Below are 26891 nucleotides of genomic sequence, written 5' to 3' on the forward strand. Positions count from 1 at the left end.
AACGGAAGCCCATGCCCGCCCTGCTCACCGACACCGGCATCATCGCCAGGCGCTACGTCCGCCAGACCCTCTCCTCGCGCCTCAACCTGCTGTTCGGGCTGCTCCAGCCGCTGCTCTTCCTGATCTTCTTCGGCCCCCTCCTGGAGGACCTCGACCTGGATCGAGGCGGCGACTCGTGGCAGACGCTCGTGCCGGGCCTGCTCGTCCAGCTCGGCCTGTTCTCCTCCGCCTTCGTCGGCTTCACCGTCCTGATCGAGAAACAGCACGGGGTGGTGGAGCGGATGCGCGTCACCCCCGTCAGCCGACTGGCCCTGCTGCTGGGGCGGCTGGTGCGCGACATCCTCCAACTCCTGGCGCAGTCGCTGCTGCTGGTCCTGGTGGGTGTTGCCTTCGGACTGCGGGCACCCCTGCTGGGGGTGGCCGTGGGGTTCGTCCTGGTCGCCGTGCTGGCCGCCTCGCTCGCCTCGCTGTCCTACGCGCTGGCGATGCGCGTGAACTCCCCGCAGGAGTTCGCACCGGTGATCAACTCGCTCAACCTGCCCGCGATGCTGCTCTCGGGCATCCTGCTGCCGATGACGCTGGCCCCCGGCTGGCTGGACGCCGTCTCCCACTTCGTGCCCTTCCGGTACGTCGTCGACGCCGTGCGCGAGGCCTTCCTCGGGCACTACACGGGCGGCTCCCTCGCCCTGGGCGGCGCGGTGGCCCTGGCACTGGCGGCCGTCTCGCTGGGGCTGGGCACCCAGGTGTTCCGGAAGGTCGGCGCCTGACGGCACGGGCCGGGCCGCAGCGGTCCGGTCCCGGCCGTGCGGGCTACGCTCGCGGCATGGTTAACCTCACGCGGATCTACACCCGTACCGGCGACAAGGGCAGCACCGCGCTCGGTGACATGAGCCGCACCGCCAAGACCGACTCCCGCATCGCGGCGTACGCGGACGCCAACGAGGCCAACGCCGCGATCGGTGTCGCCCTGGCCACGGGTGACCTGGCCGAGGAGGTCCGCACCGTCCTGCTGCGGGTCCAGAACGACCTGTTCGACGTGGGCGCCGACCTGTCCACTCCCGTCGTGGAGAACCCGCAGTTCCCGCCGCTGCGCGTGGAACAGGCCTACATCGACAAGCTGGAGACCGACTGCGACCGCTTCCTGGAAGACCTGGAGAAGCTGCGGTCGTTCATCCTTCCGGGCGGCACAGCGGGCGCGGCGCTGCTCCACCAGGCGTGCACCGTCGTCCGCCGCGCCGAACGCTCCACCTGGGCCGCCATGGAGGAACACGGCGAGACGATGAACCCGCTGACCGCGACCTACCTCAACCGCCTCTCCGACCTGCTGTTCATTCTCGCCCGCACGGCCAACAAGGCGGTCGGCGACGTGCTGTGGGTGCCGGGCGGCGAACGGTGAGCGCTCCACCGGGCGGACGGCCCGCCCTGCTGATGGACCTGGGCGGCGTGGTGGTCGAGGACAAGCTGCCGGCCGCGTCGGCCAAATGGGCGGCACGGCTGGACATCACTCCCGACGCCTTCGTCACGGCCGTCTACGCGGGCAACGACACGGAGGTCCTCGTCGGACGGATGAGCGGACCCCGGTGGTGGTCCGTGGTCCGCGAGCGGCTCGGCCTGACGGCGCAGGAGGTGCCCGAGCTGCGGGCGGACCTGGCGGCGGACCCGGTGTGGGACCAGGCGCTGCTCGACGCGGTACGGGCGCTGCGGGGCAGGGCGGCCACCGCGTTCGTCAGCAACGCCTGGCCGGACGCCCGCCCCCACCTCGGCGCCGTGCTCCCCGCCGCCGACGTCGCCGTGCTCTCCTGCGAGGTGGGCTGTGCCAAGCCGGACCGGCGCATCTACACCCACACTCTTCAACTGCTGGGCGCCACCGCCTCCGAGGCGCTGTTCGTCGACGACGTACCGGCCAACGTGGAGGCCGCCCGCGCGCTGGGCATGCAGGGACACGTGCACACCGACGCGGCCTCCACACTGTCCGTCCTCGACACGTTCGCCGCCGGCCTGCCCGAGGCCGGCGACTCCTGATCTCGGGGCGCCGCACACCGGTCCGGGAGGGGCGAGTACCGTGCCCGCATGGCCATACCGGGGGCACAGCCGCACCAGCCACAGCAGCCGCACGCCCAGCAGCCCTACTCTCCGCCGCCGTACGGACAGCAGCCCCCTGCCGGACAGGCGTACGCGCAACAGCCCACCTCCACGGCACTTCCCGTGGGCCAGTTCAACCCGTACGCGCAGCCGCACCCCGCACCCACGGTCCCGCCCGGGCCGCCGTCGGGCCCGCCCGCACGCGCCGGCGGGCCGCGCTGGCTGTGGGCGCTGGGCGGCGTGGTGATCGCGTCGGCCACCTGGGCCGCGACGCTGATGGCCACCGGGGCACTGGACCAGGGCGCGGACGGTGCGACGGCCGACTTCCGGGGCTACCGCTTCCACCACGACATGTGCGCGACGGCGAAGTTGCCGGCGTTCAGCAGGAAGTACAAGGTCGAGAAGTCGGCCAGCCGCGACCCCGACGGCTACTCCTCGCGGCAGAAGGGGCTCGACGTGAGCAACTGCAGCCGCACCATGATCGAGCACGGCGAGACGTCGCGGACCCCGCCGACGACCTACGTGAGCACACACGTGGAGTGGCACAAGAAGTCCGACCCCGCCGGGGAGTTCGCCTCCCGGCAGCGGACCTGGCTGAGCCAGAAGTCCGAGACCTACCAGTACAAGGTCTCTCCCGTGAAGGGCTTCGGCGACGAGGCCTACCTGGTCAAGGAGCAGCGCGCGGACAGTCTGGGCAGCCTCAAGCTGGAGGTGCGCGCCGGGTGGATGACGTACGAGATGAGCTGGAGCTGGTTCGGCGGAGGCATCGACGAGGACTACGAGCCGCCGTCCGCCCCGCGGGTGACCGCCTGGATGAAGTCCGACACCCGCGCCACGCTGTCGGCCCTGAAGAAGGCCGACAGCAAGGAGGCGCCCGGCCGCGACCCGGGCGCCTGACCCGGGGACGTCCTTCGCCCCCCGGTCACCTCCGCTCGCCGGTGCCCTCCAGGGAGCCGGCGCCGGCCGCCTCGGTGTCCCGGGCACCGCGGGGCGGGCGCTTGGGCCACACCGTGTAGCTGACCGCGATGATCAGGCAGATCACCGCCACCACCCCCATGCGGCCCTGCCAGGCGTGCAGCGGCTCGCTCTGCGGACCGTCGCCGACGTACCAGACGGCCGCCTGGAGGAGCCCGGCGGCCAGGGCCGCGCCGCCGATGCCCCGCGCGGCCATCTTCCACTCGTGGACGGCCCGCGGCATGCCGTACCGCGGCGGTCCCACCGGGCGCGGCCCGCGCCCCAGCAGGTGCGCGGCGTGACCGTCCGCCCACCTGACCATGTAGTGGCCGTGGGTCGCGGTGAAGCCGATGTAGACAGCGGCCAGGCCGTGCTTCCAGTCGGGCTGGGCACCGCCCCGCAGATCGACCGCGGTGACGATCAGCAGCACGACCTCCAGCAGCGGCTCGCACAGCAGCACGGCGGCCCCGGTACGGGGCATCCTGGCCAGGTAGCGCAGTGCAAGACCGGCGGCCAGCAGCACCCAGAAGCCGATCTCGCATGCGACGACCAGCGTCACGATCATGTTCAAGCCCTCCGAGTCGTCTCCGGTCGGGCGGTGTCCGGGCCCGCCCCTCCCGCCCCGGTAAGCCCGTCGCCACCGCCCGGTCGTTCGCGGGCCGGTCCGCCGGTCGGCGTCGTCCACGGGCCGGCCTGCCCCAGCGTGGCCCGGGCAGGGCCCGTGAAGCGTCGTCGGGCGTGAGGATTCCGGCCGGGCACGGCTGCATCGAAAGATGCAGTGCCGCCCGGCGGGCTTCGCCCCGGTGGAGGAGCACCCGTGCGGGACGCTCACGGGACAATGGGGCCATGACCACCGCAGCCACGGCGCCGTGCCGCGTGCCGCGCGCCCTGCGCCCGCACCGTGACGATGTGCTCGTCTCCCTCTGCGGTGCCGTCGGCGGCCTGCTGCTGTGGGTCTTCGACCTGGGCAGCGACCCGATCGTGGAACACCTTCCGCACTGGACGGCGCTGCTGCCACTGGCCGTGATGTGCCTGGCCGCGCTGGTGCGCCGTACCGCCCAGCCCTATGCCCTGCTCGTGACCCTGCCCGCCCAGGTCGCCGACCTGCTGGTGGGCTCGCTGCTGGCGACCATGGTGCTCTTCACGGACCTGCTCTACGCCGGCGTGCTCTACGGATCGGCACGCTTCTCGCGGGCCGTCCTGCGCGGCTCCGTCGTGGCGACGGTGCTCTTCTCGGGGCTGCTGCTGGTGCTCTTCCACCGGGCCGAGACCCTGCTGCTGATCGCGGCCTGCGCAGGCGTGCTGCTGGTGCCCACCACGTCGGGCGAGATGATCCGCAACCACCGCGACAAGGCCGCGGCCGAGCGGCTGCGGGCCCGCCAGACGGCGCTGCTGGCCGAGCTGGACCGCACACAGGCGATCAACGCCGAACGGGCTCGCATGGCCCGCGAGCTGCACGACGTCGTCGCCAACCACCTGTCGGCCATCGCGATCCACTCGACCGCCGCGCTGTCCCTGGCCGACGAGCGGGACGACGAACAGGACGAGGGCGACCGCGGGGCGGACACGCGCAGCGCCACCCGCGACGCGCTGGGCGTCATCCGGGAGAACAGCGTGCAGGGCCTGGCCGAGATGCGCCGCCTCATCGGTCTGCTGCGCAACGCGGCCGACGCCGGCGAACCCGCCGCCACTCCCTCCCTCGACGGGGTGGATGCCCTGCTGGAGCGGGCCCGCGCCATGGCGGGCGACGGCCGCGCCTTCACCCTTGTCGACCGCCGTCCCACGGGCGCGGCCGAGCTGCCCGCACCCGTGGAGCTGGCCGCCTACCGGGTGGTCCAGGAAGCGGTCACCAACGCGCTCAAGCACGCCGCCCCCGGCACCGTCGCCGTCGAACTGCACCAGTACGACGGTGACGGTGCCGGGGCCAAGGGCGGCGACCTGTGTCTGCGGGTCACCAGCCCGCTGGCCGGGGAGGGGGTGCACGGTGACGCTCCCCGCGCTCCCGGTGCGGGCGCCGGACTGGTCGGCATGCGGGAACGCGTCGCGCTGCTGCACGGCACGCTGTCCGCGGGCCCGGCCGCGGCCCAGGGGCGGCGCGTCTGGCAGGTACGGGCCACGCTGCCCGTGGCGGACCCTGCCGCCCCCGCGCCGACCGACGCCCGCACCGCCGCCACGCCACCGCACACACGCGAGCGGGCACACGGGCGCGAGCACAGGAACGGTCAGGGGAACGGACAGCAGCGCACGGACGGGCCGGAGCGCGAGCACCAGCACGGACCGGCGCAGGAGCGCGCACACCCGAGCGCCGAGTGGAAGGAGACGGACGCGTGAGCGGCAGCGGCCGGCAGACCGGAGCGGCCCGCGCGAACGACGCCGAACCGGGTGCGGGCACGGACATCCGCGTCCTGGTGGCCGAGGACCAGCAGGCGGTGCGTGCCGGGCTCGTCCTCATCCTCCGCCACGCACGGGGCATCGACGTCGTCGGCGAGGCGGGGGACGGCGAGGAAGCGGTGCGGCTCGCGGCCGAACTGGCGCCCGACGTCGTGCTGATGGACCTCCAGATGCCGCGGCTCGACGGGGTGACCGCGACCCGCCGCATCACCGGCGCGGGCCTCGCCGACGTGCTGGTGCTGACCACGTTCGACCTCGACGAGTACGTCTTCGGCGCGCTGCGCGCGGGTGCGGCCGGCTTCCTGCTCAAGGACAGCGAGGCCGCCGCGGTCGTCGAGGCGGTCCGCACCGTGGCCCGCGGTGAGGGCATGATCGCGCCCGCGGTGACCCGGCGGCTGATCGCCGAGTTCGCCGGCGCATCGGCCACGGGTGCGCGCACCGCCGAGGAGCCGCCCGGCCTCGGGGAGCTCACCCGCCGGGAGCGGGAGGTCCTCGGCTGCCTCGGCGAAGGGCTGTCGAACGCACAGATCGCCCACCGGCTGGCCATGGCGGAGGCCACCGTCAAGACGCACGTCAGCCGGCTGCTGGCCAAACTGCAGCTGCGCAGCCGCACCCAGGCCGCCGTGCTCGCACAGGAGTTGGGCATCTCCGCCCCCTGACAGGACCCGCCGACGGGACCCCGCACACACGTAACGACAATTGAGCGAGTCTTCGATCCGTGCGGAGCCGCCGGTCCAAGGGTGGCTCCGCGTGCAGGGGAGGTCAGCCGTGTCCGGCGTGCTCACCGGCTTCGCCGTCATCGCCGCCGTCATCGGCACCGGGTATCTCCTGGCCCGCTACGCGGTGCTGGGGGACGGTGGCGGGGAGATCCTCACGAAGCTGGCCTTCCACGTCGCCAGCCCGGCGCTGATGTTCGAGACCCTCTCCCGCGCCGACCTCGCGCTCCTCGCCTCCGCCCCGCTGGCCGTCACCGCCCTCTCCGCCCTCGCCATGGCGGGCGGCTACGCCCTCGTCGGCGCGGTACGGCGATGGCCGGTCGCACCGACGGCCGTGGGCGCCCTGTGCGCCGGCTACGTCAACGCGGGCAACCTCGGCATCCCCGTCGCCGCGTACGTGCTGGGAGACGCCTCACTGGTCGCCCCCGTGCTGCTGTTCCAACTGCTGGTGATGACACCCGTCGGGCTGACCGTCCTCGACCTGAGCACCTCGGGCCGGGGCGGCAGCGCACTGCAGCGCCTCACCGGTCCCCTGCGCAACCCCATCGTCCTCGGTTCCCTCGCCGGGGTCGCGGTCGCCGCTGCCGGGTGGCGGGTGCCCCGGCCGGTGATGGAGCCGTTCCACCTCGTCGGGGCGATGTCCGTGCCCGCCGTGCTGCTGGCCTTCGGCATCTCCCTGTACGGCAGCACCATGCCGGGGCGCAACGGCGAGCGGGGACCGCTGGTGCTGGCTGTCGCCCTCAAGGCCGTGGGCCAGCCCCTGGCCGCCTGGGCCCTCGGGGCGTTCGTCTTCGGGCTGGCGGGGCGCGTCCTGTTCGCCGTGGTCGTGACGTCCGCCCTGCCCGCGGCGCAGAACCTGTTCGCCTACGCGAGCCGGTACGGGGTCGCCACCCGGCTGGCCCGCGAGGCGATCCTGGTCTCGACCGTGCTGGCCGTCCCCGTGCTCTTCGCGGTGGTGGCCCTGCTGGGCTGAGCGCCCGCCGAGGGCTGCTGCACAGGTGTCAGGCGACGTTGACGCGCTGGCCGGGAGGGGCGGCCTCCAGCCAGGCGAGGAAGCCCGTCAGCGCGTCGTCGCTCAGTGCGAGCTCGACCCGCACCCGGTCGGGCCCGACCGCGCAGGCGAGGACGACGGAGTCGGACAGCAGCGCCTGCTCCTCCTCTCCCAGCGGATCGCGGCGCTCCAGAACGTCGATGGCCCCGCGCACCAGATGGCGGCGGGGCCTGGGGGCATAGGAGAAGACGCGGAACCACTCGATGCGGTCGCCGTTGTAGCGGGCGATTCCGTAGGCCCAGCCTTTTCCCTTCGGTGCGGCGGCCTCCTCCTCGGGTACCGCCCAGCGCAGGTTGCAGTCGAATGTTCCGCCGGACCGCTGGATGAGCCGCCTGCGTACCCCGAAGGCGAAGAGCCCCGCGATCACCAGCAGAACGACCACGCCGCACAGCAGCAGAGCGAGGACCATCTTCACCGACCTCCTCGCTGTCTCCGGGACCTGCCGCCGGCAAGTCTCTCAAACGCTTCTCTATGGCTTCAGCCGCGGACGGCCCCGGAGAATTCCGGGACCGCCCGCGGCTGAGTGTCGTCCTACTCCGTGCGCCGCTGCGGGGCGGCCTGCCTCAGCGAGCGGCGGTCACCGCTCGCAGCCGGACGTCGGCACGCCGCTCGGCGCCCTCGTCGGCCTTGGTCCTGGCGTCCTCCAACGCGCGCTCCGCCCGCTCGACATCGATCTCGTCGGTCAGCTCCGCGACCTCGGCGAGCAGGGAGAGCTGGTTCTCGGCGAAGGAGATGAACCCGCCGTGCACCGCGGCGACGACGGTGCCGTTGCCGCTCTCACCCGTCGTGCGGATGGTGACCGGACCCGACTCCAGCACGCCGAGCAGCGGCTGGTGGCCGGGCATGACACCGATATCACCCGAGGAGGTGCGCGCGACGACCAGGCTGGCCTCGCCGGCCCAGACCTTGCGGTCGGCGGCGACCAACTCGACGTGCAGCTCAGCCACTGTGGCTCCTCAGCTTGGGATGGGGAAAGGATAAAGGGTGCGGTGCGGGGGCGGGTACGCGCACCCGCCCCCGCCGCGGAGCACAACCGGCGCACACGTGCGCCGGACCGCGCGCGGAAGCACGTGGAGGCGCCGCGACCGCCGCCACCCGGACCCCGCAGGGCCCGAGCGGCGGAGGGCGTCAGGAGACGCCGAGCTCCTTGGCCTTGGCCTTGAGGTCGTCCAGGCCACCGCACATGAAGAACGCCTGCTCCGGGAAGTGGTCGTACTCGCCGTCGGCGATCGCGTTGAACGCCGCGATCGACTCGTCCAGCGGCACGTCCGAACCGTCCAGGCCGGTGAACTGCTTCGCCGCGTGCGTGTTCTGCGACAGGAAGCGCTCGATACGGCGGGCGCGGGACACCGTGAGCTTGTCCTCCTCGGACAGCTCGTCGATGCCGAGGATGGAGATGATGTCCTGCAGGTCCTTGTACTTCTGCAGGATCCCCTTGACGCGCTCGGCGCAGTTGTAGTGCTCCTGGGAGACGAAGCGCGGGTCCAGGATCCGGGAGGTGGAGTCCAGCGGGTCCACCGCCGGGTAGATGCCCTTCTCCGAGATCGGACGCGACAGCACCGTGGTGGCGTCCAGGTGCGCGAACGTCGTCGCCGGGGCCGGGTCCGTCAGGTCGTCCGCAGGCACGTAGATCGCCTGCATCGAGGTGATGGAGTGGCCACGGGTCGAGGTGATGCGCTCCTGGAGCACACCCATCTCGTCCGCCAGGTTCGGCTGGTAGCCCACCGCGGAGGGCATGCGGCCCAGCAGGGTGGAGACCTCGGAACCGGCCTGCGTGAAGCGGAAGATGTTGTCGATGAAGAACAGCACGTCCTGCTTCTGCACATCGCGGAAGTACTCCGCCATGGTCAGACCGGCCAGCGCGACCCGCAGCCGGGTCCCCGGCGGCTCGTCCATCTGACCGAAGACCAGCGCGGTCTGCGGCAGCACGCCGGACTCGTCCATCTCCTCGATCAGGTCGTTGCCCTCACGGGTGCGCTCGCCGACACCGGCGAACACGGAAACGCCCTCGTGCAGCTTGGCCACACGCATGATCATTTCCTGGATGAGGACCGTCTTGCCGACGCCCGCACCGCCGAACAGGCCGATCTTGCCGCCCTTGACGTACGGGGTCAGCAGGTCGACGACCTTCAGGCCGGTCTCGAACATCTCGGTCTTCGACTCGAGCTGGTCGAACGCCGGGGCCTTGCGGTGGATGGACCACCGCTCGGTCACCTCGGACTCGGCCTCCGGCTCGTTGAGGATCTTGCCGAGGGTGTTGAAGACCCGGCCCTTGGTGACGTCGCCGACGGGCACGGTGATGCCCGCACCGGTGTCGGTCACCGGGGCCTGGCGGACCAGGCCGTCGGTCGGCTCCATGGAGATGGCGCGGACCATCCCCTCACCGAGGTGCTGGGAGACCTCCAGGGTGAGGGTCTTCCGCTTGCCGTCCTCGGCCGGGTCGAGCACCTCGACGGTCAGCGCGTTGTAGATGTCCGGCATGGCGTCGACGGGGAACTCCACGTCGACGACCGGGCCGATGACCCGGGCAACACGGCCCGTGGCGGTGGCCGTCTCAACTGTGGTGGTCATGGTTAGCGGTCACTCCCCGCGTTAGCGTCAGCCAGCGCGCTCGCCCCACCGACGATCTCGCTGATTTCCTGGGTGATGTCGGCCTGGCGGGCCGCGTTGGCGAGCCGCGTCAGCGACTTGATGAGTTCCTCGGCATTGTCGGTCGCGGACTTCATCGCCCGGCGGGTGGCGGCGTGCTTGGAGGCCGCCGCCTGCAGCAGAGCGTTGTAGACACGGGACTCGACGTACCGCGGCAGCAGCGCGTCCAGCACGTCCTCGGCCGAGGGCTCGAAGTCGTACAGCGGCAGGACTCCCTTGCCGCCGGCCGCCTCCGTGGCCTGGTCGCCGTCGAAGGTGAGCGGCAGCATCCGGTTCTGCACCGGTGTCTGCGTCATCATCGAGACGAACTCGGTGTAGACGATGTGCAGCTCGTCCACGCCACCCTCGGCGGTCTCCTGCTGCACCGCCTCGATCAGCGGCGCGGACACCGCCTTCGCGTCCGCGTACGTCGGGTTGTCCGTGAAGCCCGTGAAGGACTCCGCGACCGGCCGGTCGCGGAACCCGTAGTAGGCCACGCCCTTGGAGCCGACGATGTAGCTGACGATCTCCTTGCCCTCGGCGGCCAGCTTCGCGTTGAGCTGCTCGGCCGCCTTGATGGCGTTGGAGTTGTAGCCGCCCGCCAGCCCCCGGTCGCTCGTGATGAGCAGGACCGCCGCGCGCTTGGGCTGCTCCGCCTCCGTCAGCAGCGGGTGCCGCGTGTCGGAGCCGGCCGCCACGGCGGTGACCGCGCGGGTCAGCTCGCTCGCGTACGGCTCGGACGCCGCCACCCGGCGCTGCGCCTTGATGATGCGCGAGGCGGCGATCATCTCCATCGCCCGGGTGATCTTCTTGGTCGCAGTGACGGACTTGATCCGCCGCTTGTAGACCCTGAGCTGGGCACCCATGCTCAGCCCTCGCCCAGCAGCTTGCCGTCCGAGGTCTCGAACTGGGTCTTGAACTTGTCGACCGCGTCGCCGAGCGCCTGGATCGTGTCGTTCGACATCTTGGCGCCCTCGCGGATGCTGGTCAGCAGACCGGCCTCCTCGCGGTGCATGTAGTCCAGCAGCTCGCGCTCGAAGCGGCGGATGTCCTCGACGGGTACGTCGTCCATCTTGCCGTTGGTGCCGGACCACACGGAGACGACCTGGTCCTCGGTGGCGAACGGCGCGTACTGCGACTGCTTGAGCAGCTCGACCATCCGCTTACCGCGCTCCAGCGCCGCCTTGGAGGCGTCGTCCAGGTCGGAGCCGAAGGCGGCGAAGGCCTCCAGCTCGCGGTACTGGGCCAGGTCCACCCGGAGCGAACCGGTGATCTGGCGGATCGCCTTGTGCTGCGCGGAGCCGCCGACGCGGGAGACGGAGATACCGACGTTCAGCGCCGGCCGCTGGCCCGCGTTGAACAGGTCGGACTCCAAGAAGCACTGGCCGTCGGTGATGGAGATGACGTTGGTCGGGATGAACGCCGAGACGTCGTTGGCCTTGGTCTCGACGATCGGCAGACCCGTCATCGAGCCCTTGCCCATGTCGTCGGAGAGCTTCGCGCAGCGCTCCAGCAACCGGGAGTGCAGGTAGAAGACGTCACCCGGGTAGGCCTCACGGCCCGGCGGGCGGCGCAGCAGCAGGGAGACGGCGCGGTAGGCGTCGGCCTGCTTGGACAGGTCGTCGAAGACGACCAGCACGTGCTTGCCCTGGTACATCCAGTGCTGGCCGAGGGCCGAGCCGGTGTAGGGGGCGATGTACTTGAAGCCGGCCGGGTCGGACGCCGGGGCGGCGACGATCGTCGTGTACTCCAGGGCACCGGCCTCCTCCAGCGCGCCGCGCACGGACGCGATGGTGGAGCCCTTCTGGCCGACGGCGACGTAGATGCAGCGGACCTGCTTGTCCGGGTCACCGGAGCGCCAGTTGTCGCGCTGGTTGATGATCGTGTCGACGCACAGCGCGGTCTTGCCCGTCTGACGGTCGCCGATCACGAGCTGGCGCTGGCCGCGGCCGATCGGGGTCATGGTGTCGACGGCCTTGTAGCCGGTCTCCATCGGCTCGTGCACGGACTTGCGCTGCATGACCGTGGGAGCCTGGAGCTCCAGGGCGCGGCGGCCCTCCGGCTCGATCTCGCCGAGGCCGTCGATCGGAGCACCCAGCGGGTCGACGACACGGCCCAGGTAGCCGTCACCGACCGGGACCGACAGGACCTCACCGGTGCGCTGCACCGGCTGGCCCTCCTCGATGCCGCTGAACTCACCGAGGACGACGGCACCGATCTCGCGCTCCTCGAGGTTGAGGGCGAGGCCGAGGGTGCCGTCCTCGAACTTCAGCAGCTCGTTCGCCATGGCCGAGGGCAGCCCCTCGACCTTCGCGATGCCATCGCTGGCAGCGCTGACCGTACCGACCTCTTCGCGCGAGGCCGCGTCCGGCGTGTACGACTGGACAAAGTTCTCCAGCGCGTCCCGGATCTCATCCGGCCGGATCGTGAGCTCCGCCATCTGGGTTCCCTGCTCTCCTTGTTGGGCCCGTAAGTTGCTTCGGGGTCCGGGGGGCGTCCCCCGGGTCCCATGTACGGCCCAACTCGGGCCGCTTTCGTGCTTGTTGAGTTGGTTGGCGCCCGTGCGCCGGGTCCTGCTTCGTTCTCGGGCTCTTCGGCCCCGCTCAGCCCGCCATCCGCCGCTGCGCCCGCTCCAGCCGGTCGGCGACCGAACCGTTGATCACCTCGTCGCCCACCTGCACCCGGATGCCGCCGAGGATCTCGGGGTCCACGTCCAGGTTCAGGTGCACCTGGCGGCCGTACAGCTTGGCCAGCGACGCTCCCAGGCGCCGCTTCTGCTCGTCGCTGAGCGGTACCGCGGACGTCACGACAGCGACCGACCGGTTACGGCGCTCGGCTGCCAGCTTGGACAGGGCTTCCAGCCCTGCTTCCAGGCTACGTCCCCGCGGCTGGATCACCAGGCGGGTCACCAGCCGCTCGGTGACGGGCCGCGCCCGGCCCCTCAGCAGCTGCTGCACGAGTGCGCTCTTCGCCGCCGGGGCAGCCGTGCGGCTGGTCAGCGCGGAGCGCAGGTCGGTCGAGGAGGCGGTGGTCCGGGCGAACCGGAACAGCTCGTCCTCGACGTCGTCCAGCGAACCGTCCCGCTCGGCCGCCACCAGGTCGGCCAGGTCGGCCAGCTCCTCGACCGCGTCGACCAGGTCGCGCGAGCCGGACCAGCGGGAGCGGACCATGCCGGAGACCAGGTCGGTGGCCGGGCCGCCGACCTGACCGCCGAGGACGCGCTGGACCAGGGCGGCCTTGGCCTCCCCGGCCTGCGCCGGGTCGGTCAGGACCCGGCGCAGCGAGACCTCGCGCTCCAGCAGCGCGGTGACGGCGGCGAGCTCGTCGGCGAGGGCCGCGGCGTCGACCGACGTGGAGTCGGTCAGCGCGGTCAGGCTCTCGCGTGCGGCGGCAAGCGCCTCACGGCTCGCTCCGTTCATCGGTCACGCTCCTCAGCTCGCTCGCCGGCGCTCACTCGACTCGTCGCCGTTCCGGCGTTCATCGGGCGGCTCCGTTGGCATTCGCCTCGGCCTCGGCGGTCTCTTCGAGCCCGTCGAGGAAGCGGTCGATGACGCGGCTCTGCCGGGCGTGGTCCTCCAGGGACTCACCGACGAGCTTGCCGGCCAGGTCGGTGGCGAGCTTGCCCACGTCCTGGCGGAGCGTGGCCGCGGCCTGCTTGCGGTCGGCCTCGATCTGGGAGTGACCGGCAGCGATGATCTCCTCACGCTGCCGCTGGCCCTCGGCGCGCATCTCGGCGATGAGCGTCGCACCCTGCTCCTGTGCCTCGGCACGCAGGCGGGCGGCTTCGTGGCGGGCCTCGGAGAGCTGGTCCTTGTACTGCTGGAGTACCTCGGCAGCCTCCGTCTGAGCCGCCTCGGCCTTCTCGATGCCGCCCTCAATGGCTTCACGACGCTCTTCCAGCACCTTGTTGATGCTCGGAAGGAGCTTCTTCCACAGGAAGAAGAAGACGATGGCGAATGCGATCAGGCCGATGACGAACTCTGGAATCGGCGGAACGAGCGGGTTCTGCGGAACCTCGGTCTCCGCCACGTGTACCAGGGCGTTCACGTCAGTGCCTTCCGTCGGAATAAAAGGTCGTTCGCTCGGCCGTCAGGAGCGGAAGATGAAGCCCATGACGATGCCGATGAGGGCCAGCGCCTCACAGAAGGCGAAGCCGAGGATCTGGTTCTGACGGATCAGACCGGCGGCCTCGGGCTGACGGGCCAGGGCCTGGGTGCCGTTGCCGAAGACGATGCCGACGCCGATGCCGGGGCCGATGGCGGCAAGGCCGTAGCCGACGGAACCGAGGTTGCCGGAGAGGCCCTTCTCGGCGGCGAGGTTGACCATTTCGAGAGCAGCGGACATGCCGTTACTTCCTTCTCTGTACGGACCGGCGGGGGTTGGCCGCCGGACAGCTTGGGGTTGTGCGGGGAGCGGGCCGGCTCAGTGTTCCTTGACGAGCGCGCCCTGGATGTAGGAGCAGGTCAGCAGGACGAACACGTACGCCTGGATCACCTGGATGAACAGCTCGAAGGCGATCATGACGACCGTCATGACGAAGGAGACGACCGAGTAGGCGATGCCGATGCCGTTGAGCATGTACCAGGTCGCGATGGTGAAGAGCGCCACCAGCATGTGACCGGCGAACATGTTGGCGAAGAGCCGGACCGCGTGCGTGAAGGGGCGCACCAGCAGGTTCGAGAAGAACTCGATGACCATGACCAGCGGCAGCACCGGGCCGAGCGACTTGTCGTAGCCGGTGAAGTTCTTCCAGGCGCCGGTCCAGCCCTGCCGCTTGAAGGTGAGGCCGACCCACAGGACGTAGACCAGCAGTGCCAGCCCGAGCGGGATCGAGAAGATCGACGTGACGGGGAACTGGGCGAGCGGGATGACGGACCAGAGGTTCATCACCCACACGAAGAAGAACAGCGCCACCACCAGGGGGACGTACTTCTCGCCTTCCTTCTTGCCGATGGTCTCGTAGACCACGCCGCGGCGGATGAAGTCGTACCCGGCCTCTCCGGCCATCTGGAGCTTGCCCGGCACCAGCTTGGGCTTGTTGAAGGCGGCCCAGAAGAACCACACGATGGCGAGCGTGCCCACCAGGGCGAGCAGGATCGGCTTGGTGAAGTCGAATCCGCCGATGCTGAACATCGGCTCGAAGGCGAACGAGTGGAGCCCGGGAGCCTCGAAGCCGCAGCCACTGAAAAGGTGGCAGTCGGTATCGAAGGCGAGCATCTGGTCAGCACTCACCGTGGGCTCCTTCTGCATGGCGCATGAAAACGGCTACCTCGTTGTGTCGGCGCGGCGTGCTGCCACGGAACGGCACTGGTCTTGGTCCTACGAATCGGGGGCGGCGGCTGATCAGGGCGGGAGAGTGTCCGTTTCGTCGCCTTGGGGCCGAAACGGAGCGGAGCTCTGCCGCCCCCGTCTGCTGCGCCGCAGTTGGCAACGGACGATAGCAGTTGCTCGAACGAGCACTTATCCCGCCCCTATGTGGCACTGGCCTTCTCGCCACCGCCGGAGGAGGGCTCGACATACAGGATCTTCGCCTTCATGTGCGCCCTGCCCTGGGCGGCCACCCAGACGACGGTGGCACCGAGCAGAGTGAACGCGAAGGCCTTGGTGTCGAAAAGGGTCGTATCCCGGAAGACCACCAGCACCACGAACAGCAGCAGAATCTGCGTCGTATACAGCAGGAGGCCCATCGCCTGAAAAAGGTGCGGGAGAGAGCGCGCTGTCCGCTGGAGGACGTAAAGGCCGAGACCCATGAAGAGGATCACGACGAGTGCTCCGGATGCGCCGCCGACGGCTCCCTTACCTCCTGCGAACACGCCGCTGACCGCTGCGGCCACGACACCGGCCACGGCGGTCGGTACGGCGCAATGCAGCAGCATGCGTGCGTCGTTCGACTGCATGTGGTGTGCTCCGGGGGAAACTCGGGGGAACGTGAATCGTCAAGGTGACGAGAGTAGCCCGGTACGGAGGTCGGACCTCCCGCAGAAGTGGCCCGCGTCAGCGGGGCACTTCGGCTGCCACCGGGTTTCGTGAACGGTATCACAAACTATTTGATGAGGTCTTTACCTACTTCGTGTGCTGCCGGTCACACGCGGGGGTGACGTGAGAGGCAGCACACTGACGCCGCGCGCTATGTCTGGTATTGGCCGCTTGAGCGGTTCGGGACGGGCCAACAGAGCGGTTCAGTCCCGAGTGTTGATCTTCTTCGGCCGGGTGAACTGCCGGCGCTCCCCGATGGCCGTGGCCCCGTCCAGGCCGGCCAGCGCGGGTGTCCGCTGCCCCTCCTCGGTCTCCTCCTCCGGCGGCTCGGGGACCTCCCCCGGGCCCGGCGGTGTGGGATCCACCTCGCCGACGCCCGGCTCCGCGACGTCGAACCGCCGGTAGCGCGGCGGCAGCACCCGCTGGGCCCAGCCGGGCACCCTGGGGGTGTAGCGCGGCAGCAGCAGCACGCTCAGGCCGACCGCGCTGAGCAGCACGATGGCCAGCACGATCGCCAGGCTGGAGGAGCGCACCGAGAAGGCCACGGCGCCGAAGGCGATCAGCGCGGCCCAGAAGTACATGATCAGGACGGCGCGGCTGTGCGAGTGCCCGATCTCCAGCAGGCGGTGGTGCAGGTGCCCGCGGTCGGCGGCGAACGGCGAGCGCCCGTTCCAGGTGCGCCGCACGATGGCCATCACCAGGTCGGCGACGGGGATGGCGATGATGCTCAACGGCAGCAGCAGCGGCATGTACAGCGGCACCATCGTGTGCACCGCGTTCTTCACCGACCCGGTGTGCTCGACCATCAGGTCCGGGTCGACCTGACCGGTGATCGAGACGGCACCGGCCGCCAGGACGAGCCCGATCAGCATCGAGCCGGAGTCCCCCATGAAGATCCGCGCCGGGTGCATGTTGTGCGGCAGGAAGCCCAGGCACATGCCCATCAGGACCGCTGCGAAGAGCGTCGCGGGGGCGGCCGCCTCGATGCCGTAGCCGTACCAGATGCGGTACGCGTACATGAAGAACGCCAGCGAGGCGATGCAGACCATGCCCGAGGCGAGGCCGTCGAGGCCGTCGACGAAGTTGACCGCGTTGATGGTGATGACGACCAGGGCGACCGTCAGCAGCGTCCCCTGCAGCGGGGTGAGGGCCACGTTGCCGACGCCGGGGACCGGCAGCCACAGGATCGTCAGCCCCTGGAGCACCATCACGCCGGCAGCGATCATCTGTCCGCCGAGCTTGACCAGCGCGTCGACGCCCCACTTGTCGTCCAGCACGCCGATCAGCCAGATCAGCCCGGCGCCCGACAGCAGCGCCCTGGGTTCGTCGGAGAGGGTGAACAGCGCACCGATGTTGGTCAGTTGCGAGGCGACGAGCAGGCCCGCGCACAGTCCGCCGAACATGGCGATGCCGCCGAGCCGCGGCGTCGGCTCCCGGTGCACGTCACGGGCGCGCACCGGTGGCATCGCGCCCGCCGCGATGGCGAACTTCCGCACCGGACCGGTCAGCAGGTAGGTGACCGCAGCCGTGACGCACAGCGTCAGCAGGTACTCACGCACGGACTCCCCAGAGTTCTCGCGGGTTGTTCGGGCCCACACCATAGGCCACCGTCGCCGAGCTGAACTGCTCAGACCCACAGCCTATGACACATGGTGACGGGCTCGAACAGTCCGCAGCCGTCACCGCGGCCGCCGTTGCGCACGGCCGGTTCCTGCCCCTGTCACCGGCACAGTGGGCCGCCGGGGCCCCGCCCGGCGGCCCCGGCCGCAGCGGGCACCCCCGTCAACGCCGTGACGACCGGGTCCAGTGCCTGGCTGATCTCGTCGCCGACACTGCGGAAGTACGGGATCGGCGCACCGTAGGGGTCGTGGATCTCGTCCGCCTCGGGGCTGGGCGCCAGCAGCCAGCCGCGCAGCGCGGCGGCCGCCTGCACCAGTGCGTGCGCGCGCTCGACGACCTCCTGGCTGCTGCGGGCGGCCGGCAGGGTCGCGGGGTCTATGGCCCGCACCAGACGGGTGAACTCCTTGAGCGTGAAGGTGCGCAGCCCGGCCGAGTGGCCCATCGAGACGACCTGGGCGCGGTGGTCACGGGTGGCGGTCAGCACCAGGTCGGCGCGGATCACGTGCTCGTCCAGGAGTTCGCGGCCGGTGAACCCCTCGGCGTCCGCCCCGTGCTCCAGCAGCACGGCCACGGCGTTCTCCTCCATGGGCGCGCCCTCGTGCCCCCAGGTACCGGCACTCTCGACCACGAGCCCGCCGGTGCGGCTCGCACCGAGCCGCTCGGCCAAGGCGTGCCGGGTGAGCCGCTCGGTGATCGGCGAGCGGCACACGTTGCCTGTGGAGACGTGGAGGATGCGGAACGCGCCGGCGGAGGCGGAGCCGTTTATGCCGCCGGTCTCGACCGCACCACGCCCGGGTGGGGCCGTCACTACCCGGCCACCTCCAGGTCAGGTACGACCTTGCGCAGCTCGTCGGCGTCGAGGGCGCCGGCGCGCAGCAGGAGGGGCACGGGGCCGGAGACGTCGACGATGGAGGAGGGCACGTTGTCCTGGGTGGGCCCGCCGTCGAGGTAGACGGCGACGGACTCGCCGAGCATCTCCTGAGCTGCGTCGCAGGTGGCGGGTGCCGCGTGGCCCGTCAGGTTCGCCGAGGAGACGGCCATCGGGCCGAAGTCGCTCAGCAGCTCGATGGCCACCGGGTGCAGCGGCATCCGTACCGCGACGGTGCCGTGGGTCTCCCCCAGGTCCCAGGTCAGCGACGGCTGGTGCTTGGCCACCAGGGTCAACGCACCCGGCCAGTAGGCGTCCACCAGCTCCCAGGCCTGTTCGGAGAAGTCGGTGACCAGGCCGTGCAGCGTGTTCGGGGAGCCCACCAGCACCGGTGAGGGCATCCCGCGGCCGCGGCCCTTGGCCTCCAGCAGATCACCGACGGCGTCGGCGCTGAAGGCGTCCGCGCCGATGCCGTAGACGGTGTCCGTGGGCAGCACCACGAGTTCTCCGCGCCGTACGGCCGAGGCCGCCTCGCGCAGTCCGGTCGCGCGGTCGGTCGCGTCGGAGCAGTCGTAACGCCGTGCCATCACGGCACCTCCCTGCGTGCAGTGGCAAAACGAGGCCGGTTGTTGAGGTCGGGGTGGTCCGCGGCGTCCGCCCAGCCGCGGTCCTCGGTGAAGATCCAGGGCACCTGGCCGCCCTGGGTGTCGGCGTGCTCGACGACCACGACGCCGCCGGGGCGCAGCAGCCGGTGCGCGGCGCGCTCCAGTCCGCGGATGACGTCCAGCCCGTCCTCCCCGGAGAAGAGGGCGAGCTGCGGGTCGTGGTCGCGGGCCTCCGGTGCCACGTACTCCCACTCGGTGAGCGGGATGTAGGGCGGATTGGAGATGACGAGGTCCACCTGGCCGTCCAGTTCGGGCAGCGCGGTGCGGGCGTCCCCGTGGTGGAGCTCCACCCGGGAGCCCTCGACGTTCTTGCGGGCCCACTCCAGTGCGCCCTCGTCGAGCTCGACGGCGTGCACGCGGGAGCGGGGCACCTCCTGGGCGAGGGCCAGCGCGATGGCGCCGGAGCCGCTGCACAGATCGACGATCAGCGGCTCGACGACGTCCATGGCGCGCACGGCGTCTATCGCCCAGCCGACGACCGACTCCGTCTCGGGACGCGGCACGAAGACCCCCGCACCGACATGCAGCTCCAGGTAGCGGAAGAAGGCCCGCCCGGTGATGTGCTGGAGCGGTTCCCTGGCCTCGCGACGGGCGATGGCCTCCCAGTAGCGTGCGTCGAAGTCGGCGTCGGCGACGCGGTGCAGCTCACCGCGGCCCACGCCGTGCACGAAGGCCGCGAGCTCCTCGGCGTCGAAGCGTGGGGAGTCCACGCCCGCGTCGGCCAGCCGCTGGGTGGCCTGCGCCACCTCGGCGAGCAGCACGTTCACTCCGTTCCCCCTCCCGGGCCCAGCGTCGTTGTCGGCGTCTTGCGTGTCACGGGGTGTCCTCGGCCGTCACCGGGCGGCGTCACTGTGCGGCGGCCAGCTTGGCTGCCGAGTCCGCGTCCACGCAGGCCTGGATGACGGCGTCGAGCTCCCCGTCGAGCACCTGGTCGAGGTTGTAGGACTTGAAGCCGACCCGGTGGTCGGAGATGCGGTTCTCGGGGAAGTTGTAGGTGCGGACCCGCTCGGAGCGGTCCACGGTGCGCACCTGGCTGCGGCGGGCGTCCGAGGCCTCCTTCTCCGCCTCCTCCTGGGCCGCGGCCAGCAGCCGGGCGCGCAGGATGCGCAGCGCCTGCTCCTTGTTCTGCAACTGGCTCTTCTCGTTCTGGCAGGAGACGACGATGCCGGTGGGCTCGTGGGTGATGCGCACGGCGGAGTCGGTGGTGTTGACCGACTGCCCGCCGGGCCCGGACGAGCGGTAGACGTCGATCCGCAGGTCGTTCGGGTTGATCTCCACATCGACCTCCTCGGCTTCCGGCAGTACGAGAACGCCGGCGGCGGAGGTGTGGATACGGCCCTGGGACTCGGTGGCGGGCACCCGCTGCACGCGGTGCACCCCGCCCTCGTACTTCAGCCGCGCCCAGACGCCCTGCCCGGGTTCGGCGGAGCTCCTGGCCTTCACCGCGACCCGTACGTCCTTGTAGCCGCCCAGGTCGGAGGCCGTGGAGTCGATCAGTTCGGTCTTCCAGCCGTGGCGCTCGGCGTACCGCAGATACATCCGCAGCAGGTCCCCGGCGAACAGCGCGGACTCGTCGCCGCCCTCACCTGCCTTGATCTCCAGGATGACGTCCTTGTCGTCGCTGGGGTCGCGCGGGACGAGCAGCAGCCGCAGCCTCTCGGTCAGCTCCTCGCGGCGGCGCTCCAGTTCCTTGACCTCGGCGGCGAACTCCGAGTCCTCGGCCGCCAGTTCCCGTGCGGTGCCGATGTCGTCCCCGGTGCGCTTCCACTCGCCGTAGGCGGCGACGATCGGGGTGAGTTCGGCGTAGCGCTTGTTGAGGCGGCGCGCGCCCGCCTGGTCGGCGTGGATCGCCGGATCGGCGAGCCGCCGCTCCAGGTCGGCGTGCTCGCCGACGAGTTCCTCGACCGCCTCGAACATCGTGGCCATCCTTACTGACAGACCGCTGACTGACAGACCGCTTGCTGAACGGACCGCTCGGCTGAACGGACCGGTGCCGCCCCGGCAGCGGCGGACCGCCTGCGACGGCGGACCGGGCACCGGCAGGGCCGGTACGGAGCGCGCGGGCTGTGCGCAGCGCCCCGCCGGAAGCACCAAAAGAGCGCCGGGCCGCGCTGCCCGGCGAGGGCGGCACGGACCGGCGCTGCGGTGTCGCTACTTCTTGGCGGCGCCGGCGTTCTTGCCGAAGCGGGCCTCGAAGCGGGCCACGCGGCCACCGGTGTCGAGGATCTTCTGCTTGCCGGTGTAGAACGGGTGGCACGCCGAGCAGATGTCGGCGCGGATGACGCGCTCCGACACGGTGCTACGCGTGGTGAACGAGTTGCCGCAGGTGCAGCTCACCTGGGTCTCGTTGTACTCGGGGTGGATGTCGCGCTTCAAGGTCACTCCTAGGTTCGGGAGGGCGCCGGGTCGAAGGACGGGTTGTCCCCCGTGAACCGGGGCCGACGGTCCAGTTTGCCACTGGGGACCGCACCCCCCAAAACCGGGGGGCCAAGCCGTTTGTTCCCCGGACCCGCGACACCCCGGCAGCCACGGCCGCCCCGCCGGCGGTGCCCGCGGCGGCTGCTCACCGCCCGGCCGGCTTCTGCCCGGCGGCCTCGGCCGCCTTCTTGCCGCCGACCACACCGCCTATGTCGGTCCGGTCGCCGGCGGAGCCCTTGGTGGCGGACTTCGGGATCGGCTTGTCCTGCCTGAGGGCCTGCCACACCTGGTCCGTCTTGGAGTCGATCTGGACCACCCTGTTGGGGTCGTTCGGGTCGTAGGTGACCGGCAGCGTCGTCATCTGGATGTCGTCGGACTTGACGCCCTTGAGCATCTTGCCCATGCCGGACAACCTGCCCACCGAGTCGAGCTCGGAGTCGGCGGTGATGGAGGAGGTGGCCGTGTCGGCCAGGTCGTAGAGCTTCTTGGGGCTGCTGAAGACCCCGATGCTGTTGACCTGGTCGATGAGGGCCTTCACGAACGCCTGCTGGAGCTGGATGCGGCCCAGATCGCTGCCGTCCCCGACGCCGTGCCGGGTACGCACCAGGCCGAGCGACTGCTCGCCGCTGAGCTGATGGGTGCCGGCCGCCAGGTTCAGGTGGCTGTCCTTGTCGTTGATCGGCTTGCTGGTGGTCATCTTGACCCCACCCAGGGTGTCGATGAGCTTCTTGAAGCCCGCGAAGTCGACCTCCATGTAGTGGTCCATGCGCACACCGGAGAGGGACTCGACGGTCTTGACCGCGCATGCGGGGCCGCCGACCTCGTAGGCGCTGTTGAACATGGCACGCTGCGCCGGGACGTCCTTGTTGCCCTCCGAGGCGTCGCCCTTGCACGCCGGACGCTGCACCAGCGTGTCACGGGGTATCGAGACGACGGAGGCCTTGTCGTGCTGCTCGTTGATGTGCAGCACCATCGCCGTGTCCGAGCGGGCTCCGCCCTGGTCCTGGCCGTACTTCGCATTGTCGCCCGCACGCGTGTCCGAACCGAGGACGAGGATGTCCATCGAGCCGTTAGGCACGTCCTGCGGCCGGTCGGTGCCCAGCGCGGCATTGATGTCGACGCCGGAGATGTTGCCGTCCAGCTTGAAATAGACGAAGCCGAGGCCGGCGCCGCCGAGCACGACCGCGCCCGCCACCGTCCACGCGGTGGCCCGCAGGGCGCGCCTGCGCCCGCTGCGCGGCCTGCGGCGACGGCCGGTGGCACGTATGCCCCGGGGGCGGCCTGCTGCCGCCTCGTCGCCCTGGTAGCTGTCGCCCGCCATTGTCACTTCCCTCAGTCCTGCTCGTGGCGTGTTGTCCTGTGTGGACGCCGGGTCTCGCCGGAAGGGTTGCACAATGCGTCACCACGCGCGTCGGACGCACGCGGCGGGACAACGACGCACGAGCGGGGTCGCACCTCGGCACTGGTCCCGTTTTACCTGCGACGACGTGCCCCCGCCCGGCGAGCCGGGGTGGCCTGTGGGCCGGGTGCGGTTGTGAGCAGCCTCTCAGCGCACCCGGGGCGGGCGCTCAGCAGCGAAAACAGACGGCGAGGGCCGTCCCACCGAGCGTGGTGGAACGGCCCTCGCCGTGATCCGTTCGGGCGACGCCCGCCGCGAGTCCCTGGGCGGGCGGCCTCCGGCAGGGCGTCAGTCCTGGCCGTTGGGGGTCGGGGTCGTCTTCTGGATCTGGAGCAGGAACTCGGCGTTGGACTTCGTCTGCTTCATCTTGTCCAGCAGCAGCTCGATGGCCTGCTGCTGGTCCAGGGCGTGCAGCACGCGCCGCAGCTTCCAGACGATCTGGAGCTCGTCGTTCGCCATGAGGATCTCTTCCTTGCGGGTGCTGGACTGGTCCACGTCCACCGCGGGGAAGATCCGCTTCTCGGCGAGCTTCCGGTCGAGCTTGAGCTCCAGGTTGCCGGTGCCCTTGAACTCCTCGAAGATGACCTCCTCCATCCGGGAGCCGGTCTCCACCAGCGCCGCGGCGAGGATCGTCAGGGAGCCGCCGTCCTCGATGTTGCGTGCCGCGCCGAAGAACTTCTTCGGCGGGTACAGCGCCGTGGAGTCCACACCACCGGAGAGGATGCGGCCCGAAGCGGGCGCGGCGAGGTTGTAGGCGCGGGCGAGGCGGGTGATGTTGTCCAGCAGGATCACCACGTCGTGCCCCAGCTCCACCAGCCGCTTCGCCCGCTCGATGGCGAGCTCGGCGATGGTGGTGTGGTCCTCGGCCGGACGGTCGAAGGTGGAGGAGATGACCTCGCCCTTGACCGACCGCTGCATGTCGGTGACCTCTTCGGGACGCTCGTCCACGAGGACGACCATCAGGTGGCACTCGGGGTTGTTCCGCGTGATCGAGTTCGCGATCGACTGGAGCACCATGGTCTTGCCCGCCTTCGGCGGGGCCACGATCAGACCACGCTGCCCCTTGCCGACCGGGGAGACCAGGTCGATGATCCGCGGGGTGAGCTGGTTCGGCTCCGTCTCCAGACGCAGCCGCTCCTGCGGGTAGAGCGGAGTGAGCTTGTTGAACTCCGAGCGGCCCTTGCCGTCCTCCGGCGACATCCCGTTGACGGAGTCGAGGCGGACCAGCGCGTTGAACTTCTCGCGCCGCTCCCCCTCCCGCGGCTGACGCACCGCACCGGTGACATGGTCGCCCTTGCGCAGGCCGTTCTTGCGGACCTGCGCGAGCGAGACGTACACGTCGTTGGGGCCCGGCAGGTAGCCGGAGGTGCGCACGAACGCGTAGTTGTCGAGGATGTCGAGGATGCCGGCAACGGGGATCAGGACGTCGTCCTCGGCGATCTGCGGCTCGAAGTCCTCGCGGCCGCCGCGCCGGCCCCGCCGGTCGCGGTACCGGCCCCGGCGACCGCGGCGACCGCCGCCGTCGTCGTCGAAGCCGTCGTCCCGACGGCCGCCGCCACCCTGCTGGTTCTGCTGGCCACCGCCGTCGTTCTTGCCGCGGTTGCGGTCCCGGTCGCGGTCACGCTGGCGCTCCCGCTTGGAGGGACGGTCCTGCTGCTGCTTGCCCTCACCGGAGGGGCCGCCCTTGCCGTCCTTGTCGGACCGGTCGCTCCTGGCGTCCCTGCCGTCCTTGTCGGACCGCTCGCCCTTGCCGTCCTGCTTGCCGCCCTCACCGCCGGACCTGGCGTCCGAACGGCCCTCGGTGCGGCCGCCCTCCGCCGTGTCGGCGGCGGACTCGGCCTTGGTGCGGCGCACCCGGCCGCCCTCCTGGGCCGCCTTGGCGTCGCCCTCGGTCTGCCCGGGGATGTCGATCTGCTGCTGGGAGCCCTGCGACTCCTGCTGCGCGGCCTCCGACTCACCCGTACGGGCCCGCGAAGTGGCGCGGCGCTTCGGCTTCGCCGCGGCACCCTCGGCGCCGTCGGCGGACTTGGTCTCCTTGGCGGCGCCGGCGTCCCCGTCGGCCTTGGCGGACCTGGTGTCCTTGCCGTCGGCGGCCTTGGCGCCCTTGCTCTCCTTGTTGTCGGCGGAGGCGGCCGGTGAACTGCCGCCTGCCTGGCGCTCCTTGATGACCTCGATCAACTGGCTCTTGCGCATCCGGGCGGTGCCCCTGATGCCGAGGCTGGAGGCGACCTGCTGGAGTTCGGCCAGCACCATGCCCTCGAGCCCCGTGCCGGAGCGCCGACGCCTGGGTGCGGCACCGGAGGCCGCAGGCGCGGCGGAAGCGTCCGTAGCAGCGGGCGCCGCGGCACCGTCGGCTGCGGTATCGGCGTTCACGCCCATCAGATCGGTGGTGTCGCTCACGAAGGGTCCTTCCCTGGAGCGGACGTCGGCCAGTCTGGCTCGGCGACCGGTTGTGCTGTCCGGCTGGTGTCCTGTGCTGGGGGACGCGGCCGGGGCGGTGGCCCCGCCTGGATGTACGGCGGGGAGATCAGTACGTGGGTTCGGCGTGAAGCCTCGACATGGATGTCCTTCACGTCGGCTCCGGAGCGTGTTCGCCCCTGCTCGGCGGCAGTCCGAGCGGTGTGGGGGGCTCCTGGGAGAAGAGGTGGCCCCTGCTGGAACTGCCAGGGGAACACGCAAGCACCGCACTCTTGGAACCATCACACTTTCCTGTGCGAGGTCCACGAGACTGCGAGTGCAGACTTGAGGTTAACACTACCGGATCCAACAAACATTCCCCCTCTCGAAGATCCACAACCCGCTGTCACCGGGGCTCGCTGCCCGCGCCTCCCGGCACGCCCCCGAAGGTCCGGGCCGCGTCACCGCCCCCGGTGAGGGGACCGCTGCCCGCGCCCGGCATGCCGGGTTCCCCGGTGCCTGCGGTCAGCGGCAGCACCGCGGCGCCCGCCGTGTCCAGGGCCAGCCGGTTCGCCGTCCAGCCCTCTCCCGCGAGCCTGGAGACCTTGTCGGCCTCCCCGTCGTCGGCCGCCAGCGCGAGCACCGTCGGTCCGGCGCCCGAGATGACGGCGGGTACGCCCTGGGAGCGCAGCCGACCGACCAGATCGGCACTCTCGGTCATCGCCGGGGCGCGGTACTCCTGGTGCAGCCGGTCCTCGGTGGCCGCCAGCAGCAGCTCGGGACGGCGCGTCATCGCCTCGACGAGCAGCGCGGCGCGTCCGGCGTTGAAGGCCGCGTCCACATGCGGCACCGAGCGCGGCAGCAGGCCCCGGGCAGTGTGGGTGAGCAGGGGTTTCGCGGGGACGAAGACCACCGGGACGAGGGATGCGGCGGGCTCCATCCGCACCGCGCGGGCCGACCCGCCGTCCGTCCAGGCCAGCGTGAAACCGCCGAGCAGACAGGCGGCCACGTTGTCGGGATGGCCCTCGATCTCGGTGGCCAGCTCCAGCAGTGCCGTGTCGTCCAGCCGGGTCTCGCCGCCGGTGGTGACCGCGCGGGCGGCCATCACGCCCGCGCAGATGGCGGCGGAGGAGGAGCCCAGGCCGCGGCCGTGCGGGATGCGGTTGGCGCACACGATCTCCAGCCCGCGCGGCTGCCCGCCCAGCAGGTCGAAGGCGGTGCGCAGCGAGCTCACGAGGAGGTGGCTCTCGTCGCGGGGCAGGCCTTCGGCGCCCTCACCGGCGATGTCGATGTGCAGGCCGGAGTCGGCGACACGGACGACCACGTCGTCGTAGAGTCCCAGGGCGAGGCCCAGGGCGTCGAAACCCGGGCCGAGGTTGGCGCTGGTGGCGGGGACGCGCACCCGGACGGCGGCGGCGCGGAACGCGGGACCGGCCATCTTCCGATGACACTCCTTGGTTCGGTTTGCGGAGCACCCCTGGCCGCGGCCGTGCCGGACCGGCCACCACTGCGCACGAACCCTCGGCGAGGACGTTACGGGGGGCGGGGTGAATCTCAGCCTATCGAAGGTGGGTTCACTGACGACATAGGGCGCACGGGAGGCGCACGATGCGTGTCGTGAGCCTGCCCGTGCTTCTGCGCGGTACGCCCGCGGGGAGCGCGAGGCCTGTGTGCACGCCCCACGGCCCGGGAGGGGCCGACGGGTCCTCCCGGCCCACGTGCGCGG

General features: G+C 71.0%; 27 protein-coding genes. 7 read left to right on the forward strand and 20 right to left on the reverse strand.

What is annotated here, in order from left to right; genetic code table 11:
• The first annotated feature begins 11 nt into the window (after positions 1–11).
• Genes H297_RS0101475 through H297_RS0101490 form a run of 4 tightly spaced genes read left to right on the forward strand, consistent with a single transcriptional unit; the run spans position 12 to position 2979 of the window.
• Positions 12–767, forward strand: a complete 756-nt coding sequence (locus H297_RS0101475) for an ABC transporter permease (protein WP_027735598.1) — start codon at positions 12–14, stop codon at positions 765–767.
• A gap of 56 nt (positions 768–823) precedes the next feature.
• Positions 824–1396 carry a cob(I)yrinic acid a,c-diamide adenosyltransferase gene (locus H297_RS0101480; protein ID WP_027735599.1) on the forward strand — a complete coding sequence of 191 codons (573 nt, stop codon included), beginning with the start codon at positions 824–826 and terminating at the stop codon, positions 1394–1396.
• Positions 1393–2022 carry an HAD-IA family hydrolase gene (locus H297_RS0101485; protein WP_027735600.1) on the forward strand — a complete coding sequence of 210 codons (630 nt, stop codon included), beginning with the start codon at positions 1393–1395 and terminating at the stop codon, positions 2020–2022. Before H297_RS0101480 ends, H297_RS0101485 begins: the two co-directional genes overlap by 4 nt.
• 48 nt (positions 2023–2070) lie before the next feature.
• Positions 2071–2979: a hypothetical protein gene (locus H297_RS0101490; protein ID WP_486589364.1), complete on the forward strand. Its 909-nt coding sequence runs from the start codon at positions 2071–2073 to the stop codon at positions 2977–2979.
• 25 nt (positions 2980–3004) lie between these two features.
• On the opposite strand, the gene H297_RS0101495 is transcribed toward H297_RS0101490, so the two are convergent.
• On the reverse strand, positions 3005–3601 hold the full coding sequence (locus H297_RS0101495) for a hypothetical protein (protein WP_027735602.1): 597 nt from the start codon (positions 3599–3601) through the stop codon (positions 3005–3007).
• Positions 3602–3882: 281 nt separating this feature from the next.
• Between H297_RS0101495 and H297_RS33885 the strand changes: the two genes are divergently transcribed.
• The 3 genes from H297_RS33885 (at position 3883) to H297_RS0101510 (ending at position 7116) form a co-directional block, all read left to right on the forward strand.
• Positions 3883–5367 carry a histidine kinase gene (locus tag H297_RS33885; protein WP_064744768.1) on the forward strand — a complete coding sequence of 495 codons (1485 nt, stop codon included), beginning with the start codon at positions 3883–3885 and terminating at the stop codon, positions 5365–5367.
• A 65-nt stretch (positions 5368–5432) separates the two neighbouring features.
• Positions 5433–6086 carry a response regulator transcription factor gene (locus H297_RS0101505; protein WP_027735603.1) on the forward strand — a complete coding sequence of 218 codons (654 nt, stop codon included), beginning with the start codon at positions 5433–5435 and terminating at the stop codon, positions 6084–6086.
• A 109-nt stretch (positions 6087–6195) separates the two neighbouring features.
• Positions 6196–7116 (forward strand): AEC family transporter, encoded by a 921-nt coding sequence (locus H297_RS0101510; RefSeq protein ID WP_027735604.1) that lies wholly within the window; start codon positions 6196–6198, stop codon positions 7114–7116.
• A gap of 28 nt (positions 7117–7144) precedes the next feature.
• Here H297_RS0101510 and H297_RS0101515 read toward each other — a convergent pair whose 3' ends face one another.
• From H297_RS0101515 to thrB, 19 genes are all read right to left on the reverse strand, one after another.
• Positions 7145–7603, reverse strand: coding sequence for a DUF2550 domain-containing protein (locus H297_RS0101515; protein WP_027735605.1), 459 nt, complete (start codon positions 7601–7603; stop codon positions 7145–7147).
• A 154-nt stretch (positions 7604–7757) separates the two neighbouring features.
• Complete coding sequence (locus tag H297_RS0101520) at positions 7758–8141, reverse strand: F0F1 ATP synthase subunit epsilon (RefSeq protein WP_027735606.1); 384 nt, start codon at positions 8139–8141, stop codon at positions 7758–7760.
• Between the two features lie 181 nt (positions 8142–8322).
• Positions 8323–9765: a F0F1 ATP synthase subunit beta gene (atpD, locus tag H297_RS0101525; RefSeq protein ID WP_027735607.1), complete on the reverse strand. Its 1443-nt coding sequence runs from the start codon at positions 9763–9765 to the stop codon at positions 8323–8325.
• Between the two features lie 2 nt (positions 9766–9767).
• A complete protein-coding gene (locus H297_RS0101530) occupies positions 9768–10688 on the reverse strand; it encodes a F0F1 ATP synthase subunit gamma (protein WP_027735608.1) in 921 nt (306 codons plus the stop codon).
• Between the two features lie 2 nt (positions 10689–10690).
• Positions 10691–12262 (reverse strand): F0F1 ATP synthase subunit alpha, encoded by a 1572-nt coding sequence (gene atpA, locus H297_RS0101535; protein WP_027735609.1) that lies wholly within the window; start codon positions 12260–12262, stop codon positions 10691–10693.
• A gap of 163 nt (positions 12263–12425) precedes the next feature.
• Entirely contained in the window at positions 12426–13241 is an 816-nt protein-coding gene (locus H297_RS0101540; protein ID WP_027735610.1) for a F0F1 ATP synthase subunit delta, read from the reverse strand.
• A 58-nt stretch (positions 13242–13299) separates the two neighbouring features.
• On the reverse strand, positions 13300–13869 hold the full coding sequence (locus H297_RS0101545; protein WP_027735611.1) for a F0F1 ATP synthase subunit B: 570 nt from the start codon (positions 13867–13869) through the stop codon (positions 13300–13302).
• Between the two features lie 42 nt (positions 13870–13911).
• A complete protein-coding gene (atpE, locus tag H297_RS0101550; protein ID WP_027735612.1) occupies positions 13912–14166 on the reverse strand; it encodes an ATP synthase F0 subunit C in 255 nt (84 codons plus the stop codon).
• Positions 14167–14244: 78 nt separating this feature from the next.
• Entirely contained in the window at positions 14245–15072 is an 828-nt protein-coding gene (gene atpB, locus H297_RS0101555; protein WP_037792479.1) for a F0F1 ATP synthase subunit A, read from the reverse strand.
• A 221-nt stretch (positions 15073–15293) separates the two neighbouring features.
• Entirely contained in the window at positions 15294–15719 is a 426-nt protein-coding gene (locus H297_RS0101560; protein WP_027735614.1) for a Cg1360 family ATP-synthase-associated protein, read from the reverse strand.
• A 282-nt stretch (positions 15720–16001) separates the two neighbouring features.
• Entirely contained in the window at positions 16002–17357 is a 1356-nt protein-coding gene (locus H297_RS0101565; protein WP_027735615.1) for an MraY family glycosyltransferase, read from the reverse strand.
• Positions 17358–17518: 161 nt separating this feature from the next.
• A complete protein-coding gene (locus H297_RS33890; RefSeq protein ID WP_199787122.1) occupies positions 17519–18226 on the reverse strand; it encodes an arsenate reductase/protein-tyrosine-phosphatase family protein in 708 nt (235 codons plus the stop codon).
• Positions 18226–18873, reverse strand: a complete 648-nt coding sequence (locus H297_RS0101575) for an L-threonylcarbamoyladenylate synthase (protein ID WP_027735616.1) — start codon at positions 18871–18873, stop codon at positions 18226–18228. The genes H297_RS33890 and H297_RS0101575 overlap by 1 nt, the downstream gene beginning before the upstream one ends.
• Positions 18873–19718: a peptide chain release factor N(5)-glutamine methyltransferase gene (gene prmC / locus H297_RS0101580; RefSeq protein WP_027735617.1), complete on the reverse strand. Its 846-nt coding sequence runs from the start codon at positions 19716–19718 to the stop codon at positions 18873–18875. Before prmC ends, H297_RS0101575 begins: the two co-directional genes overlap by 1 nt.
• Before the next feature lie 79 nt (positions 19719–19797).
• A complete protein-coding gene (gene prfA, locus H297_RS0101585; protein WP_027735618.1) occupies positions 19798–20868 on the reverse strand; it encodes a peptide chain release factor 1 in 1071 nt (356 codons plus the stop codon).
• 234 nt (positions 20869–21102) lie between these two features.
• Positions 21103–21327, reverse strand: a complete 225-nt coding sequence (gene rpmE, locus H297_RS0101590) for a 50S ribosomal protein L31 (protein WP_027735619.1) — start codon at positions 21325–21327, stop codon at positions 21103–21105.
• A gap of 187 nt (positions 21328–21514) precedes the next feature.
• Positions 21515–22690, reverse strand: a complete 1176-nt coding sequence (locus tag H297_RS0101595) for an LCP family protein (RefSeq protein WP_106959526.1) — start codon at positions 22688–22690, stop codon at positions 21515–21517.
• Between the two features lie 366 nt (positions 22691–23056).
• Positions 23057–25168 (reverse strand): transcription termination factor Rho, encoded by a 2112-nt coding sequence (gene rho, locus H297_RS0101600; RefSeq protein ID WP_027735621.1) that lies wholly within the window; start codon positions 25166–25168, stop codon positions 23057–23059.
• 403 nt (positions 25169–25571) lie between these two features.
• Positions 25572–26603 (reverse strand): homoserine kinase, encoded by a 1032-nt coding sequence (gene thrB / locus H297_RS33895; RefSeq protein ID WP_051351404.1) that lies wholly within the window; start codon positions 26601–26603, stop codon positions 25572–25574.
• Positions 26604–26891 lie beyond the last annotated feature (288 nt).

The organism is Streptomyces sp. CNT360 (assembly GCF_000424785.1).

What these genes read in the sequence shown, in the direction of transcription:
- H297_RS0101475 (WP_027735598.1), top strand. Translation starts at nt 12, where the DNA reads ATGCCCGCCCTGCTCACCGACACCGGCATCATCGCCAGGCGCTACGTC.
- H297_RS0101480 (WP_027735599.1), top strand. Translation starts at nt 824, where the DNA reads ATGGTTAACCTCACGCGGATCTACACCCGTACCGGCGACAAGGGCAGC.
- H297_RS0101490 (WP_486589364.1), top strand. Translation starts at nt 2,071, where the DNA reads ATGGCCATACCGGGGGCACAGCCGCACCAGCCACAGCAGCCGCACGCC.
- H297_RS0101495 (WP_027735602.1), bottom strand. Translation starts at nt 3,601, where the DNA reads ATGATCGTGACGCTGGTCGTCGCATGCGAGATCGGCTTCTGGGTGCTG.
- H297_RS33885 (WP_064744768.1), top strand. Translation starts at nt 3,883, where the DNA reads ATGACCACCGCAGCCACGGCGCCGTGCCGCGTGCCGCGCGCCCTGCGC.
- H297_RS0101515 (WP_027735605.1), bottom strand. Translation starts at nt 7,603, where the DNA reads ATGGTCCTCGCTCTGCTGCTGTGCGGCGTGGTCGTTCTGCTGGTGATC.
- atpD (WP_027735607.1), bottom strand. Translation starts at nt 9,765, where the DNA reads ATGACCACCACAGTTGAGACGGCCACCGCCACGGGCCGTGTTGCCCGG.
- H297_RS0101530 (WP_027735608.1), bottom strand. Translation starts at nt 10,688, where the DNA reads ATGGGTGCCCAGCTCAGGGTCTACAAGCGGCGGATCAAGTCCGTCACT.
- atpA (WP_027735609.1), bottom strand. Translation starts at nt 12,262, where the DNA reads ATGGCGGAGCTCACGATCCGGCCGGATGAGATCCGGGACGCGCTGGAG.
- H297_RS0101540 (WP_027735610.1), bottom strand. Translation starts at nt 13,241, where the DNA reads ATGAACGGAGCGAGCCGTGAGGCGCTTGCCGCCGCACGCGAGAGCCTG.
- atpE (WP_027735612.1), bottom strand. Translation starts at nt 14,166, where the DNA reads ATGTCCGCTGCTCTCGAAATGGTCAACCTCGCCGCCGAGAAGGGCCTC.
- atpB (WP_037792479.1), bottom strand. Translation starts at nt 15,072, where the DNA reads ATGCAGAAGGAGCCCACGGTGAGTGCTGACCAGATGCTCGCCTTCGAT.
- H297_RS0101560 (WP_027735614.1), bottom strand. Translation starts at nt 15,719, where the DNA reads ATGCAGTCGAACGACGCACGCATGCTGCTGCATTGCGCCGTACCGACC.
- H297_RS0101575 (WP_027735616.1), bottom strand. Translation starts at nt 18,873, where the DNA reads ATGGCACGGCGTTACGACTGCTCCGACGCGACCGACCGCGCGACCGGA.
- prfA (WP_027735618.1), bottom strand. Translation starts at nt 20,868, where the DNA reads ATGTTCGAGGCGGTCGAGGAACTCGTCGGCGAGCACGCCGACCTGGAG.
- H297_RS0101595 (WP_106959526.1), bottom strand. Translation starts at nt 22,690, where the DNA reads ATGGCGGGCGACAGCTACCAGGGCGACGAGGCGGCAGCAGGCCGCCCC.
- thrB (WP_051351404.1), bottom strand. Translation starts at nt 26,603, where the DNA reads ATGGCCGGTCCCGCGTTCCGCGCCGCCGCCGTCCGGGTGCGCGTCCCC.